We start from the raw sequence: 15,498 nt of genomic DNA on the forward strand, positions 1-15,498 counted from the left end.
TGCAGTTCCGGCGCAACGGTGCTGCGCTAGCTTGCGTCCTCGGTGAGGACAAGGTCGCGGCCCACGGTCTCCGGCGTGAAGAACGTGGTGCCGAACGATATCAGGGCGAGCACCAGCGAGTAGATGGCGAGCACCAACCAGGAGTGATCCGTTGCGGCAAGGAGTGACGCGCCTACCAGGGGCACCAGGCCACCGGCCAAAACGGCGGAGAGTTCGCGGCTCATGGCCACTCCGGTGAAGCGGTACTGGGAACCGAACAGTTCAGGAAGGAGCGGGCACTGCGGGCCGAGCATGGACTGGACGCCGATGGCAATGCCCACCACCATGACCACCCAGACAAGCGTCACATTGCCGAGCGTCACGAGGTAGAACGCCGGAAGGGCGATGACGGCCTGGAACAGGGCGCCGTAGCGGTATACCGGCACCCGGCCGTAACGGTCCGAGAGCGCGCCGAAGGTCACCACCATGACGGCAGCAAAGCCGGCTGCAATGAGCAAACCCACGGGCCCGATGAACTTGTCGCCGGGGAACACGCCGTCCTTGGCCGCCAGGAAGGCGATCAGGAGTGCGGAGTAGATCGAGGAGTTGCCGTTCTCGCCCATGCGCAGGCCGATGCCGATCAGGACGTTCTTCTTCGAGTGCTTCCACAACTGGCCGACGGGGTTCTTGACCACGTTCTTGTGCTTTTCCAGCTCCTGGAACACCGGCGTTTCCTTGAGCCGCAGCCGGATGAAGATGGCTACCGCGATCAGGATGATGCTGGCCAGGAACGGCACGCGCCACAGCCAGCCCTCAAGGACAGCCTTGTCAGCCATGGCGATCAGTGCAAAGGTGCCGGCGCCGAGGAGGGTGCCCAGCTGGATACCGACGAACGGCAGCGACGCAAAGAATCCACGACGGCGGCGCGGCGCCACTTCCGAAATCAACGTGGTGGCCCCGGCCTGTTCCGCACCGGCGCCGAGCCCCTGCAGGATGCGCAGTGTCACGAGGAGGACTGCGCCCAGCATGCCCGCCTGTTCGAACGTCGGCAGCAGGCCGATGGCGAAACTTGCCGTTCCCATCAGGCCGATCGTGAGGATCAGGACCATCTTGCGGCCGAACCTGTCACCGATGACGCCAAAGATGACTCCGCCAAAGGGGCGGGCGGCGAACCCGACGCCGTAGGTGGCGAATGACGCGATCAGGGCGCCGTCTTCACCGAGCGGCTTGAAGAAGAGCGGCCCAAAAATCAAGGCCGAAGCCAGGCCATAGATGTAGAAATCGTAGTACTCCAGAGCGGAGCCCACGGAGCTGGCAAGAGTCGCCCTCCGCAGTTGTTCCGGTTCGACGACGGCGCCGTCCGCATCGGCAAGCGGTGATTCAGTACGAGTTGTCACTAGCACTCCCTTAAGAACACTCCAGACCCCCGTTGGTCTGGTGGGATAGCGGCGGCACCGGTGGTGTCGATCACTATAGTGAACAGAGTACAGCACCCTGAACGGTTAGCCAATGATGAAATCCGATTTTATTTTTGCGGACGTGAATGACCGGCCGCGGGAGCCTTCGCCTAGCCCATGGGGTTGCCCAGGGACCGGGCCAGTTCCTTGAGCTCCTTGACCATCATGGCGCCCTGTTCCTCTGTGTAGGTGGCCTTCAGGGCTGTGACAGACAACCCCAGGCTCGGCCCGTGGGCTCCCCGGGTCGGGACCGAGACCGCGAGGCAGACAACCCCGGTGGTGGACTCCTCGTCCTCGAAGGCGTACCCCTGTTCCCGGATGACCGGAAGCTGCTTCTTGAATTCGGCACCCGTCCGCAGCGATTTCGGCGTGAGCACCGGAAGTTCCGCGTCGTCGGGGAACATCTCGTCGATGTCATGGTCGTGCAGCCGTGCGATGAGCGCCTTGCCCACGGCGCAGAGCGACACCGGCATCTTGTCACCGATATTCGAAGTCAGCCTGACCGCAGGGTGTCCTTCATAACGGGCCAGGTAGATGACGTTGGTCCCGTCCAGCATCGCGATGCGGACAGTTTCGCCGGAAAGGGTGGGAGCCTGTTCGCAGAAGCGGTAGAACTCCTGGACCTCGTCCAGCCGGCTCAGGTACGCGGCGCCGAGTTCCACGAGTTTGCGCCCGAGGGTAAAGTCGGCCCCCTGGCGATTGATCAGGCGCGCCTCTTCGAGGGCCAGCAAGAGGTTGGATGTTGACGACTTGGGGATGCCGAGTTCCCTCGAAAGGTCGCTCAGGGTAAGCCTGCCCGTTGCGGAGGCGGCCAAGGCCTCCAGCACGGCGGCGGCTCGCGTCACGGCCGGTGCAGGGGAAGCACTCCCCAGTCCGTCGGAGGTGCGGGGAGCCCGGGAATCGGCCATGATTCTCCTTCAGTTAAAACGCGTCCGTTAACGCGCCGTTCATTCAAACCTGTTCATTCAGCTGAACAGTAACCATCATAATGTCTAGGCGCCGCTTTGTTCTCCCGCGCCCGACTGCACCCACGGCTGATGCCCGAAGTGCGGGACCTAAGCCTCTGGCAGTACGGACCGCTTTCCGCTAGCGGCGTGGTGCCGACACGGCCCAAAACTGTTTCACATTTCGAAAAATTCACTGTATATTCAATTCAAGCCTTCCACCGCGGCATCCCCCAATAGCCGCGGTGGAAGGCTTTTCCAATTCCCCGGCAGCATCCCCAGGGACGGCGTCACGCCGCGTCGGCTATCGACTCCCTCAACCGCCAGCCTCCCCCGAGTCCGTCGCGGATCAGTTCCATGGTGGTCAGCGCTGAATTCCCGTTCCTGCCCAGCCTCGCCTGGACCCGCCACACCTCGACGTCCACTCTTCCCAGGCCCTTCGGCATCCTGCGCTCGGCCTCCCACCAGCTGACGCGCTCAAACCAGCGGACCGGCTCCGCGCCGATCGTCCATTCCCGGCCGCCGCGGAGAACCGACAGCGGCCTGCCATCCGGGGCCATCCTCATCATGACGTGTTCCATGCCCGTAACCCTAGGGACGGGGTCCGACATTTCATCCTTGGCGCCAACCACAAAAAACCCCGCCATGCGGCCGTAGTGGCCGTCAGTGACGGGGTTCTGCTGGTGGGTCCTACCGGGATCGAACCGATGACATCCACGGTGTAAACGTGGCGCTCTACCAGCTGAGCTAAAGACCCAAACGATGATTTCCACGCCTCAGCGCTTCAACCAACGAACAGCAACTGTACCGGATGAAAGCCGCGGAAAGCCAATCGGCCGGCCCCTCAACGGACGAGTGAGGCGCATGTCACAGATCCGGAAGCTCGGCCGCCAGCCAGGTGAGGGATTCGCTGACCCCGGCTTCCAGCTTGATGGTGGCAAGGTCGTCGCCGCGCGTCGCTCCCCGATTGATGATGACCACCGGCTTCTGCTGCTTTGCGGCATGCCGGACGAAGCGAAGGCCGCTCATGACCGTCAGTGAGGATCCGGCAACAACAAGGGCACCGGCTTCATCGACCATGGCGTAGGAGCGTTCCACCCGGTCCTTGGGGACGTTTTCGCCGAAGTAGACGAAGTCGGGCTTGAGGGTTCCTCCGCAGGCCGGGCAGTGCGCCACGACGAAACTGCGGATGAGGGCCGAGTCCTCCACCGTGGCGTCGGCGTCTGGCGCCATCTCCACCACGCCGTCCGCCAGGGCCTGTTCCAGGAATCCGGGGTTCAGTTCCTCCAGCACCCCTGCCAGCAGGGTCCTGCTGTAGCGCCGCGCGCAGGAAAGGCAGGCCACCCGGTCGAACCGGCCATGGAGGTCCACCACATTGACACTGCCGGCGTCCTCGTGGAGCCGGTCAACGTTCTGGGTGATGAGGCCGGTCAACAGACCGCGCCGCTCAAGCCGGGCCGCCGCGGCGTGGCCGTCATTCGGGTCTGCCCGCCGGAGGTGCGACCAGCCGATATGGTTGCGCGCCCAGTACCTCTGTCGGTTGCCGGCGTGGCCGATGAACTCCTGATATGTCATGGGTGCCCTGGGGGCAGCACCGGGCCCCCGGTAATCCGGTATGCCGGAGTCTGTACTGAGGCCGGCTCCGGTGAGCAGAGCGAAGCGCGTTCCTGCGATGGCGTCCCTGATGCCCCGGAGGACCCCAAGCTCGTCAGGCGCAGGAGTGGCGGCACCCACCGGCGGCAAACTGGCGAATCCAGTCATGCCGAGTCCGGGGTGCCGCTGCCTCATGGAGTCAGTTCCCGCCAAGCTCCGACAGTGCGGCGCGGTAACCGGCCAGGTCGCGGGCCTGGCCACGCGGATTCACCACGACGTACCGGACGATGCCGTCCGCATCGATGATGAATGTTCCCCGTTGGGCCATGCCGCTATTGGGGTCGAAGACGCCGTATTGCGAGGCAACTCCGCCGTGGGGCCAGAAGTCGGCCAATAGATCAAATCCGTAGCCTTCCTTTTCACCGTAGGCCCGCAGGGTGAACTTACTGTCCACGGAGAGGGCCAGGACAGTGGCGTTCGCGTCCTCGAACAGCGAAAGATTGTCCCGGATTTCACACAGTTCCCCCGTGCAGATTCCCGAAAAGGCGAAGGGATAGAAAACGACGACGACGTTCCGTCCCCGCAGATCCGACAGACGGACAGGTTCGCCGTATTGATTGACCAGTTCAAAATCCGGGGCCAGCTCTCCGACCTCCGGAACGGCGGCGGTCGCACCGGCCTTTTCTGCCGCTTGCAGTTGCTGGACCGTCACTTGTTCTTCCTGGTGACCAGGCGCGTGGCGCTCCAGTCCTTGGAAACGCCTGCAGATGTGGTCAGGTGGAGCCCTGCCGTGGGTGCGGCTTCCTGGATCTCCGCCGGCGACACGTAGCCGTGCCGCCCCGATTTCGGAGTGAGTACCCAGACCACACCGTTCTCACTCAAAGTGGTGAGGGAATCCATGAGGGTGTCGATCAGGTCCCCGTCGCCGTCCCGCCACCAGAAAATGACGGCATCCACAACGTCATGGTCGTCTTCATCCAGGAGTTCGGACCCGGTCAGGTCCTCAATATCGTCACGTAAGTCGAAGTCGACGTCGTCGTCGTAACCGAACTCCTGAATCAGATCCCCGTTTTTGAAACCCAATTTTTCCGCCACATTTACCGAAGTGGCGGCGTCGGCCTCGCTCACGTGTTCCTCCAATGCTTAGTCATCTGCATAAATCTAGTGATTTCCATTACTACAAGCCAACACCCTTTGTGCCTGCTCTTCAAGCTGTTGCCCCCGCGATCCCACTTATTCTGCGTCACATCAGGGCCTGAGGACGGACCGCGCAGGCGGCTTTCCGTCACACAACCAGTATGACGTCAAATACGACAGGCACGTCAGGCGGCGGCTACGCATCGGGTAGCTCTCACAGCTAGAGTGGCTGATGACGACTATGCCGGCGGGGCGATCGCCCTGGATTTAAGCGGTCATAGACGTGATAGGACCCTGCCCGGCGCACATGACCGGGCTGATGTAACCGATACGTCGCACACGTCGCGTTCACGCCAGGCAGTTACCCTGCCGGACCTGAGGGCGCCGATGCATGCGCGCAAAGAGAGGTTGGACGTGGCTGCAGGAGAAGATACCTCCCATATCCTCAGCGGGTTGACTAACCAGCTGCCTGATCGTGATCCGGAAGAGACCGCCGAATGGATTGAGTCCCTGGATACGCTGATCAGGGAACAGGGCACCGAGCGTGCCCAGTACATCATGCGCAGTCTCCTGCAGCGTGCCGGCGCCCAGAGCGTCGGGGTCCCGATGGTCACCACCACGGACTATGTGAACACCATCCCGGTGGACCAGGAAGCGGAGTTCCCCGGCAACGAGGAATACGAACGCCGCTACCGGGCTTACATGCGCTGGAACGCCGCGGTGATGGTGCACCGGTCCCAGCGCCCGAACATCGGGGTGGGCGGGCACATCTCCACCTACGCCGGCGCCGCGACGCTGTACGAGGTCGGGTTCAACCATTTCTTCCGCGGCAAGGACCACCCCGGCGGCGGGGACCAGGTCTTCTTCCAGGGCCACGCCTCCCCCGGCATGTACGCGAGGGCGTTCATGGAAGGCCGGCTGACCGAGGAGGACCTGGACGGGTTCCGGCAGGAAAAATCCAAGGCCGGCCACGCCCTGTCCTCCTACCCGCACCCGCGGCTGATGCCGAACTTCTGGGAATTCCCCACCGTGTCCATGGGCATCGGGCCGATGAACGCGATCTACCAGGCCCAGTCCAACCGGTACCTGCACAACCGCGGCCTGAAAGACACCTCCGACCAGCAGGTCTGGGCGTTCCTGGGCGACGGGGAAATGGACGAGCCCGAGTCCCGCGGCCTGCTCCAGCTCGCCGCGAACGAGAACCTGGACAACCTGAACTTCGTGATCAACTGCAACCTCCAGCGCCTGGACGGGCCGGTGCGCGGCAACGGCAAGATCATGCAGGAACTCGAAGCGTTCTTCCGCGGCGCGGGCTGGAACGTCATCAAGGTCGTCTGGGGCCGGGAATGGGATGCCCTCCTGTCCAAGGACGCCGACGGGTCGCTGGTGAAGATCATGAACGAAACCCCGGACGGGGACTACCAGACCTACAAGGCCGAATCCGGCGGGTTCGTCCGGGAACACTTCTTCGGGAAGACCCCGCAGACCAAGGACATGGTCGCGGACCTGAGCGATGACCAGATCTGGAACCTCAAACGCGGCGGCCACGACTACCGCAAGGTCTACGCCGCGTACAAGGCAGCCACCGAATTCAAGGGCAAACCCACCGTCATCCTGGCCAAAACGGTCAAGGGCTACGGCCTCGGCCCGCACTTCGAAGGCCGCAACGCCACCCACCAGATGAAGAAACTCACCCTCGACGACCTCAAGTCGTTCAGGGACCACCTGCGCATCCCCATCACGGATGAGCAGCTCGAGGGCGACCCCTACCAGCCGCCGTACTTCCACCCCGGCAACGATGCACCGGAAATCGCGTACATGATGGAGCGCCGTGCCGCTCTGGGCGGTTCCGTTCCGGAGCGCCGCAGCAAGCATGCCGCCATCACGCTTCCGGACGCGAAGTCCTACGAGGTGGCCAAGCGAGGTTCGGGCAAGCAGCAGGCAGCCACCACCATGGCATTCGTCCGCCTGCTCAAGGACCTCATGCGGGACAAGGAGTTCGGCAAGCACATCGCGCCGATCATCCCCGATGAGGCACGCACGTTCGGCATGGACGCGTTCTTCCCGACGGCCAAGATCTACAACCCCAAGGGACAGAACTATCTCTCCGTGGACCGGGACCTGGTCCTGGCCTACAAGGAATCGGCCCAGGGCCAGCTGATCCATCCCGGCATCAACGAAGCCGGGGCAGTGGCGGCCTTCACCGCAGCCGGCACCGCGTACGCCACCCACGGCGTCCCGCTGATCCCGGTCTACGTGTTCTACTCCATGTTCGGCTTCCAACGCACCGGCGACGCCTTCTGGGCCGCCGCGGACCAAATGACCCGCGGCTTCATCATCGGCGCCACCGCCGGACGCACCACCCTCACCGGCGAAGGACTCCAGCACGCCGACGGCCACTCCCCCATCCTCGCCGCCACCAACCCGGCAGTCGTCACCTACGACCCCGCCTACGGCTACGAAATGGGCCACATCATCCGCGACGGCATCGAGCGGATGTACGGGCCAGACTCGACTGACCGGAACCTGATGTACTACATCACCGTCTACAACGAACCCATCACCCAGCCGGCCGAGCCGGAAGAGCTGGACGTTGAAGGCGTGGTCAAGGGCATCTACCTGCTGGCACCGGCCAAGATTGACGGCCCCCGCACGCAGATCCTGGCTTCGGGCGTTTCGGTGCCGTGGGCGCTGGAAGCCCAGCGGATCCTGGCCGAGGACTGGGGCGTCTCCGCGGACGTCTGGTCCGTCACCTCCTGGAACGAACTGCGCCGCGACGCCATGGCAGCCGAGGAAGAGGCGTTCCTCAACCCCGGCCAGCCGGCGCGCGTACCGTTCGTCACGGCCCAGCTCGAAGGGGCCACCGGACCCATCGTGGCTGTCACTGACTACATGAAGGCCGTCCCGGACCAGATCCGCCAGTTCCTGCCGAACGAGTTCGCCTCGCTCGGCGCGGACGGCTTCGGCTTCTCCGACACCCGCGCAGCGGCACGCCGCTTCTTCAAGAACGACATCCACTCCATCGTGGTCCGTTCGCTGGAGATGCTCGCCCGCCGCAGCGAAGTGGACGCCCAGGCTCCGGCCCAGGCGATTGAGAAGTACCGCCTTCACAACGTGAACGCGGGATCCACGGGAAACGCCGGGGGCGAATCCTGACGTTCCACCCCTAGCCAGGGAAATTGACGACGGCGGTCCCCACCCAAGGTGGGGGCCGCCGTCGTCGTTCCTGCCCTGCGTTGCGCGGACCTGGCCGGCGCTGTGACGCAGCGCAAATCGAGTTGTAGCCTTTGCACAAATGGAGCTTGGCCTGCGCGCACCGTATGCTCGATGCATGGCAGAGCCAAACCCCACCACCGCAAAGCGCAAGCCGGCCTCGCGCGCCCTGACGCCGGAAAAAGCCCAGACGCTGAAGAAACTCCGGGCGAGCGTGGGGCAGCTGTCCACCACCACCATGCGCGAGCTGGAAAAATCGCTGCCCTGGTACAGCCGGCTCAGTTCCGATGAGCGGTCCGCCCTCGGGATGGTGGCCCAGAACGGCATCGCCGCTTTTGTGACCTGGTACGAGCGGCCCAGCTCGCCGTCGTGGATCCTCACCGACGTCTTCGGGACCGCCCCCACTGAACTGACCCGCTCCATCAGCCTGCAGAAGGCCCTCCAGCTGATCAGGATCGTGGTGGAGGTGGTGGAGGACCAGGTGCCCGTGATCGCCCCGGAGGCGGACCAGCCCGCACTCCGTGAAGCCGTGCTCCGCTATTCGCGGGAAGTCGCCTTTGCCGCCGCCGATGTCTACGCCCGGGCCGCCGAGTCCCGGGGTTCCTGGGACACCCGGCTGGAGGCCCTGATTGTGGACGCGATCCTGCGCGGCGAGAACACCGATGCCTTGCGCTCCCGCATCGCCGCCCTCGGCTGGAAAGCGCAGGAGCGCTTTACCGTGATGGTGGGCAATTCGCCGTCGGAACCCAGCGCCAGTTACGTCAGCGAGCTGCGCCGGACGGCCGGACGGTTCGCCGAAGACGCCTTGGTGGGGATCCAGGGCGATCGTCTCATCCTCATCCTCGGAGGCGTCCAGGACCGGGAGAGCGCCTACCTGAAACTCAGCGAACTCTTCGCCCCCGGCCCGGTTGTCTACGGACCGGAAGCGGGTTCGCTACTGGAAGCCAGCAGTTCGGCCCAGTCGGCCTTCGCGGGGCTGACGGCTGCACGCGCCTGGCCCTCGGCCCCGCGCCCGGTGGCCGCTGACGACCTGCTGCCGGAGCGGGTCATTTCCGGGGATGATGCCGCGCGCCGGTCGCTCATCAAGAACATCTACCGGCCACTGATCGCCGCGTCCAACGGGCTGGTGGAGACCCTGGGCACCTACCTGGAACTGGGCCACTCCCTGGAAGCCACGGCCCGTGAACTCTTTGTGCACGCCAACACCGTCCGCTACCGGCTCAAGCGCGTTTGTGACGTCACCGGCTGGGATCCGCTCCTTCCCCGGGAGGCGTTCGTGCTCCAGGCGGCACTCGTGGTGGGTCGGCTTTCCGTGCCGCCCAAGGCGCCTCCGGAACGCCAGCCGTCCCGGAACGGCAACTGAACCGTTGTAGACTTCCTACAAACTGACCCAGTGAGCTTGGTGCATGAATACACCGAGAATCACGCAGTAATTTGGAAAGCTGGATACGTGCTTGCAATCGTCTGCCCTGGACAGGGCTCCCAGACCCCCGGTTTTCTGGCCCCTTGGCTGGAACTGCCTCCCGTCGCAGGCCATTTGGCCTCCCTCAGTGAAATAGCAGGCATCGACCTCACCGCACACGGCACCACGTCGGATGAGGAAACCATCAAGGACACGGCGGTGGCACAGCCGCTGATCGTGGCGGCCGGCCTGGTTGCCGCGAAGTCGCTGTTCGACGTCGAACTCAGCACCCTTCCCGTCATCCTCGCCGGACATTCTGTCGGCGAGATCACGGCAGCGGCGCTTGCGGGCGTCCTCACCGAGAACGAGGCCATGACCTTCGTGCGGGAGCGCGCCAACAGCATGGCTGCCGCAGCCGCCGTCACGCCCACAGGCATGAGCGCCGTGGTTGGCGGGGACCCGGCAGAGGTCCTGGCAGCCATTGAGGCCTCCGGCGCAACGCCTGCCAACGTCAACGGTGCGGGCCAGACCGTCGCCGCAGGAACGTTCGAGCAGCTCAAGGCCCTGGCGGAGAACCCCCCGGCGAAGGCCCGCGTGATCCCGCTGAAGGTGGCCGGAGCCTTCCACACCTCGCACATGTCCCCGGCCGTTTCCGCCCTGGAAGCGCTGAAGCCGTCGCTCAAGCCCCGGAACCCGCAGGTGCCGCTCCTGTCCAACTTTGACGGCAAGGAAGTGACCGACGGCGACGCAGCAGTCAGCAGCCTCATTGCCCAGGTTTCCCGCCCGGTCCGCTGGGACCTCTGCATGGACACGCTGGTGCAGCGCGGCGTCACGGGGGTCATTGAACTTGCGCCGGCCGGAACCCTGGCCGGACTCGCCAAGCGGGGAATGCCCGGGGTGAAGACGGTCGCCGTCAAGACCCCCGACGACCTCTCCGCAGCCCTTGCACTATTCGCAGAACTGGAGGGACAGGCATGAGCGCTCCCGCACTCAAGCAGGCACCGCTGCGGGAACACACCCGCATCCTCGGACTCGGCGCGTACCGCCCCAGCGTCATTGTCACGAACGAAGATGTATGCCAGTGGATCGATTCCTCCGATGAATGGATCCGTCAGCGCACCGGCATCGTGACACGTCACCGCGCACCCGCGGACGTCAGTGTCATCGACATGGCCGAAGGCGCGGCCCGTGAAGCACTGGCGAAAGCCGGCATCGAGGCCAGCCAGCTGGGCGCCGTCATCGTCTCCACTGTCACCCACCCGTACGCGACGCCGTCCGCTGCTGCGAGCCTGGCAGACCGCATCGGGGCCACGCCCGCCCCCGCATTCGACATCTCCGCTGCGTGTGCCGGCTACTGCTACGGCATCGCCCAGGCGGACGCCCTGGTCCGTTCCGGAGCGGCTGAGTACGTGCTGGTGGTGGGCGCCGAAAAGCTGTCCGACGTGATCGACAACACCGAACGCACCATTTCCTTCCTGCTGGGCGACGGCGCCGGCGCCGTGGTGATCGGCCCCTCTGACACGCCCGGCATCGGCCCGTCGGTCTGGGGTTCGGATGGCAGCAAGTGGGATGCCATCGGCATGACACACTCGCTGCTCGATGTTCGCGAACTGGCTCTTGCCGCGAACAAGTCCGGCGCGCTGAGCGCTGAGGAGGCCGAGGTAACCGACGCCGCAATCTGGCCCACCCTGCGCCAGGACGGCCAGACCGTGTTCCGCTGGGCTGTTTGGGAGATGGCCAAGGTGGCCCAGCAGGCTCTCGACGCCGCAGGCATCACAGCGGCTGACCTTGCCGCGTTCATCCCCCACCAGGCCAACATGCGCATCATCGACGAGATGGTCAAGAAGCTCAAGCTTCCCGAGACCGTCAAGGTGGCCCGGGACATTGCTGAAGCCGGAAACACCTCGGCAGCCTCAATCCCGCTGGCCACCTACCGCCTGCTGCAGGAAAATCCCGAACTCAGCGGCGGACTCGCCCTGCAGATCGGATTCGGCGCAGGCCTGGTGTTCGGTGCCCAGGTGATCGTGCTCCCGTAGCCGAACCCTTACCCACAACTGAATACGTCCTGAACAGTACGGATTCGCGAACCAAGCCGTAACCGCGGCTTGAATCATTTCCGGCAGCACCTGCCGGCAACAACAAGAAAAGGAGCCATCAATGGCTAGCAACGAAGAGATCCTGGCCGGCCTGGCTGAAATCGTCAACGAAGAGACCGGCCTCGCCACCGAAGCAGTCGAGCTGGACAAGTCCTTCACCGAGGACCTGGACATCGACTCCATCTCCATGATGACCATCGTGGTCAACGCTGAAGAAAAGTTCGGCGTACGCATCCCGGACGAAGAGGTCAAGAACCTTAAGACCGTCGGTGACGCCGTCAGCTTCATCGCGAACGCACAGGCCTAGTCCTGGCTCCTGCCGGCAACGGCCTGCACTGGTGACCGGTCCGGAACGCTGACCAAGCCTTCCGGACCGGGCGCCGCTGAATGACCTCAAGTTTTCCCCACGCATCCCCGGCCAGGCATCTCCCCGGACACGGCATGCGCACCGATAGAGAGTGATCCCATGGCACGCAAAGTAGTCATTACCGGTCTGGGTGCCACCACGCCCATTGGCGGCGATGTCCCCACAATGTGGAATAACGCGCTGAAGGGCGTCTCCGGCGCGCGCACGCTCGAGGACGACTGGGTAGCGAAATATGAACTGCCCGTCCACTTCGCAGCCCGCGCCTCCACCCCCGCCCTGGATGTCCTGAGCCGCGTGGAAGCAAAGCGGATGGACCCGTCCACGCAGTTCGGCGTCGTCGCCGCACGCGAAGCCTGGGCTGACTCCGGCATCACGGAAGTCGACCACGACCGCCTGGCTGTGGCCTTCGCAACGGGCATCGGCGGCGTTTGGACCCTGCTGGACGCCTGGGACACCCTGCGCGAAAAGGGCCCGCGTCGCGTCCTGCCCATGACCGTCCCCATGCTGATGCCCAACGGCGTGGCCGCAGCAGTAAGCCTGGACCTTGGCGCCCGCGCCGGTGCCCACACCCCGGTTTCCGCCTGTGCCTCCGGAACTGAGGCCCTGCACCTCGGACTGGACCTGATCCGTTCCGGCAAGGCCGACGTCGTAGTCTGCGGTGGCGCCGAAGCGGCGATCCACCCGATGCCCATCGCCGCGTTTGCCTCAATGCAGGCGCTCTCCCGCCGCAATGACGATCCCGAGCACGCCTCCCGCCCCTACGATACGGGCCGCGACGGCTTCGTCATGGGCGAAGGCGCCGGCGCCCTGGTCATCGAGGCAGAAGAACACGCGCTGGCCCGTGGAGCCCGGATCTACGGCGAACTCGCCGGAACATCCGTGACGGCAGACGCCTACCACATCACCGCACCGGACCCCCAGGGCCTGGGCGCTACCCGTGCCCTGAAGGCGGCCATGTTCGACGGCCGTATCCAAGCGGAAGAAGTGGTGCACGTCAACGCGCACGCGACGTCCACACCGGTTGGTGACAAGCCCGAATACACAGCCCTTCGCGCCGCCCTGGGAACGCACGTGGACAACGTTGCGGTCTCGGCGACGAAGTCCCAGATGGGCCACCTGCTGGGTGCTTCGGGCGCCGTGGAGGCCGTGCTGACGGTTCTCGCCGTGTACGACCGCAAGGCTCCGGTGACCATCAACCTGGAAAACCAGGATCCGGAGATTCCTCTGGACGTCGTCACGAAGACCGCCCGCGACCTGCCCTCGGGCAATATCGTGGCGCTGAGCAACTCGTTCGGCTTCGGCGGCCACAACGCCGTCATTGCAGTCCGCAGCATCTAGCGTCCGCGATTGCACAGCATGAGGCCCCTGCCGTCAGGCAGGGGCCTCATGCGTTATGGAGGATATTGCTAAGCGGCCCGGTTCTCAGGGCCCGCTTACGGAGGCCTGTCAGCCCACCTGGTGCAGCCAGCGTACGGGCGCCCCCTCGGCAGCGTGCCGGAACGGCTCCAGCTCTTCGTCCCATGCCTCGCCGAGGGCAAGGGACAACTCATGGTAGACGGCGGACGGGTCGCCGGCGCCGGACTCGTAGGCATAGCGGATGCGGTCCTCAGAGACCATGATGTTCCCATGCACATCGGTGACGGCATGGAAAATGCCCAGTTCCGGCGTGTGCGACCACCGGCCGCCGTCCACGCCCTGGCTCGGCTCTTCGGTGACCTCATACCGCAGGTGCGCCCAGCCACGCAGGGCGGACGCCAGAAGTGCACCGGTGCCCGGGCTGCCGGTCCAGGAAAGTTCCGAACGGAACATTCCGGGCGCAGCAGGCTGAGCAGTCCACTCAAGGTCCGTCCGCTTGTCCACGACTGACCCGATGGCCCACTCAACGTGGGGGCACAGGGCGGTCGGGGCCGAGTGAACGAACAAGACACCGCGGGTCATTGCAACAGACATTCCATCCTCCATAGCTGTAGGTACGTCTTCCCCAACGACCTCCGCCTGGATGTGTGTCTGCCGCGCCGGGTCCGCGTGCTGCCGGTGGTCCCTGCAAGGCTATGAAATTAGTGCCCGGCGACGCTTGAAACTGCTTGAGGGCGAGCTTCAAGCCTGACTTGAAAGTTGCCGGGCGTGACTCTTATTGTGCCGTACCCCGCCAAATTACGCCAGTGCAATTCGGCGCGCCGTGGGCCACCAAGAAATCCTGCCGTCAGGCCGGCCATGCCGAGCGCCACGAAGGGGCGGGCGGAGGCTGCTGGAAACGTTCAGGCGCGCGGATGTGCCTGCTGGTAGCTTTGCCGCAACCGGTCCACCGAGACGTGGGTGTAAATCTGTGTGGTCGCCAGGCTGCTGTGGCCCAGGATTTCCTGCACGGCCCTGAGGTCGGCTCCGCCGTCCAGCAAATGGGTGGCGGCGGAGTGCCGGAGGGCGTGGGGTCCGGTGGCAGCGGTGTCTCCCAGCGCGTCCAGCACGTCTTTCACCACCGTGCGGACCTGCCGCTGGTCCACCCTCCGGCCCCTGGCCCCGAGGAAGAGTGCCGGACCGCTCCCGTCCACTGCCACCGCAGGGCGTCCGCGGCGCAGCCAGTCGTCGACGGCGACCGCTGCCGGCAGCCCGTATGGAACCGTCCGCTCCTTGTTGCCCTTGCCGACCACCCTGAGCGTTCGCCGGTCAGGATCGAGGTCGTCCACGTCCATGCCTGCCAGCTCCCCGACCCGGACACCGGTGGCGTAAAGCAACTCCACCATGGCGCGGTCCCGGAGGGCGAGGGGGCCGCCGTCTTCAGTCGCCGCCTTCAGCCGGTCCACGACGCGCATGACCTGTTGCTGGTGCAGGACGCCCGGCAAGGACCTTTCACGCTTGGGCGCCCTCAAACGCAGCGCCGGATCCGCTTCAAGGAGCTCCTCCCGCACAGCCCAGGCGGTGAAGGACCTGGCGGTCGCTGCCCGCCGGGCCAGCGTGGACCGGGACATGCCCGCCTCGCTCTGCGCGCCGAGCCAGGCCCGCAACGTGGACAGTTCGATCCCGTCGAGGTCGGTGGCGCCGTCAGCCGCCGCCCTGGTAAGCAAGCTCTGGACGTCGGACAGGTAAGCGCGCACGGTGTGGGGCGACCTGGCACGTTCACCTTCGAGGTAACGGCGGAAGCCGTGGGCGGCGTCGGCCAGGGCCGGCGGGAGGTCAGGAGTATCCACGCTCCAACTTTCCCATTGTTCGGGCGCCAATCAAGGAACCACGCAGCAAGGGGGTCCGGTTCGTTGAACCCCGCACCCGGTGGCGCAGGGGGCGGGAGGGAACCTGCAGGCCACAACGCAGGCAG

General features: G+C 65.1%; 14 protein-coding genes and 1 tRNA gene. 6 read left to right on the top strand and 9 right to left on the bottom strand.

Annotated features, from left to right (window positions below; genetic code table 11):
- Positions 1 to 26 precede the first annotated feature (26 nt).
- The 7 genes from AC1MDG_RS12380 to AC1MDG_RS12410 all read right to left on the bottom strand — a co-directional run bounded on the left by AC1MDG_RS12380 (position 27) and on the right by AC1MDG_RS12410 (position 5,101).
- A complete protein-coding gene (locus AC1MDG_RS12380) occupies positions 27 to 1,376 on the bottom strand; it encodes an MFS transporter (protein ID WP_144406404.1) in 1,350 nt (449 codons plus the stop codon).
- A gap of 170 nt (positions 1,377 to 1,546) precedes the next feature.
- Positions 1,547 to 2,344 carry an IclR family transcriptional regulator gene (locus AC1MDG_RS12385; RefSeq protein WP_479804140.1) on the bottom strand — a complete coding sequence of 266 codons (798 nt, stop codon included), beginning with the start codon at positions 2,342 to 2,344 and terminating at the stop codon, positions 1,547 to 1,549.
- Positions 2,345 to 2,670: 326 nt separating this feature from the next.
- The gene (locus AC1MDG_RS12390) at positions 2,671 to 2,961 is read right to left on the bottom strand and encodes a hypothetical protein (protein WP_479804141.1); all 291 of its coding nucleotides are present in this window, start codon (positions 2,959 to 2,961) and stop codon (positions 2,671 to 2,673) included.
- Between the two features lie 100 nt (positions 2,962 to 3,061).
- A tRNA-Val gene (locus AC1MDG_RS12395) sits at positions 3,062 to 3,137 on the bottom strand.
- Positions 3,138 to 3,247: 110 nt separating this feature from the next.
- Complete coding sequence (locus tag AC1MDG_RS12400) at positions 3,248 to 4,168, bottom strand: NAD-dependent protein deacetylase (protein WP_479804142.1); 921 nt, start codon at positions 4,166 to 4,168, stop codon at positions 3,248 to 3,250.
- 4 nt (positions 4,169 to 4,172) lie between these two features.
- Positions 4,173 to 4,685: a peroxiredoxin gene (locus AC1MDG_RS12405; RefSeq protein ID WP_442853495.1), complete on the bottom strand. Its 513-nt coding sequence runs from the start codon at positions 4,683 to 4,685 to the stop codon at positions 4,173 to 4,175.
- Complete coding sequence (locus AC1MDG_RS12410) at positions 4,682 to 5,101, bottom strand: DUF3052 domain-containing protein (protein ID WP_043482300.1); 420 nt, start codon at positions 5,099 to 5,101, stop codon at positions 4,682 to 4,684. Before AC1MDG_RS12410 ends, AC1MDG_RS12405 begins: the two co-directional genes overlap by 4 nt.
- A 396-nt stretch (positions 5,102 to 5,497) precedes the next feature.
- Between AC1MDG_RS12410 and aceE the strand changes: the two genes are divergently transcribed.
- The 6 genes from aceE to fabF all read left to right on the top strand — a co-directional run bounded on the left by aceE (position 5,498) and on the right by fabF (position 13,526).
- Positions 5,498 to 8,266, top strand: coding sequence for a pyruvate dehydrogenase (acetyl-transferring), homodimeric type (aceE, locus tag AC1MDG_RS12415; RefSeq protein WP_479804143.1), 2,769 nt, complete (start codon positions 5,498 to 5,500; stop codon positions 8,264 to 8,266).
- Between the two features lie 175 nt (positions 8,267 to 8,441).
- Entirely contained in the window at positions 8,442 to 9,686 is a 1,245-nt protein-coding gene (locus AC1MDG_RS12420) for a PucR family transcriptional regulator (protein ID WP_479804145.1), read from the top strand.
- 87 nt (positions 9,687 to 9,773) lie between these two features.
- Positions 9,774 to 10,703, top strand: coding sequence for an ACP S-malonyltransferase (locus AC1MDG_RS12425; RefSeq protein WP_479804146.1), 930 nt, complete (start codon positions 9,774 to 9,776; stop codon positions 10,701 to 10,703).
- On the top strand, positions 10,700 to 11,761 hold the full coding sequence (locus tag AC1MDG_RS12430; protein WP_479804148.1) for a beta-ketoacyl-ACP synthase III: 1,062 nt from the start codon (positions 10,700 to 10,702) through the stop codon (positions 11,759 to 11,761). The genes AC1MDG_RS12425 and AC1MDG_RS12430 overlap by 4 nt, the downstream gene beginning before the upstream one ends.
- A gap of 121 nt (positions 11,762 to 11,882) precedes the next feature.
- Positions 11,883 to 12,128 carry an acyl carrier protein gene (locus tag AC1MDG_RS12435; RefSeq protein WP_011692310.1) on the top strand — a complete coding sequence of 82 codons (246 nt, stop codon included), beginning with the start codon at positions 11,883 to 11,885 and terminating at the stop codon, positions 12,126 to 12,128.
- Positions 12,129 to 12,287: 159 nt separating this feature from the next.
- Positions 12,288 to 13,526 carry a beta-ketoacyl-ACP synthase II gene (gene fabF / locus AC1MDG_RS12440; protein WP_043482326.1) on the top strand — a complete coding sequence of 413 codons (1,239 nt, stop codon included), beginning with the start codon at positions 12,288 to 12,290 and terminating at the stop codon, positions 13,524 to 13,526.
- A 108-nt stretch (positions 13,527 to 13,634) separates the two neighbouring features.
- On the opposite strand, the gene AC1MDG_RS12445 is transcribed toward fabF, so the two are convergent.
- Positions 13,635 to 14,138, bottom strand: a complete 504-nt coding sequence (locus AC1MDG_RS12445; RefSeq protein ID WP_011692312.1) for a DUF3145 domain-containing protein — start codon at positions 14,136 to 14,138, stop codon at positions 13,635 to 13,637.
- A gap of 308 nt (positions 14,139 to 14,446) precedes the next feature.
- Complete coding sequence (locus AC1MDG_RS12450) at positions 14,447 to 15,373, bottom strand: tyrosine recombinase XerC (RefSeq protein WP_479804152.1); 927 nt, start codon at positions 15,371 to 15,373, stop codon at positions 14,447 to 14,449.
- Between the last annotated feature and the right edge of the window lie 125 nt (positions 15,374 to 15,498).

This window comes from Arthrobacter sp. AIWTK1 (assembly GCF_056680535.1).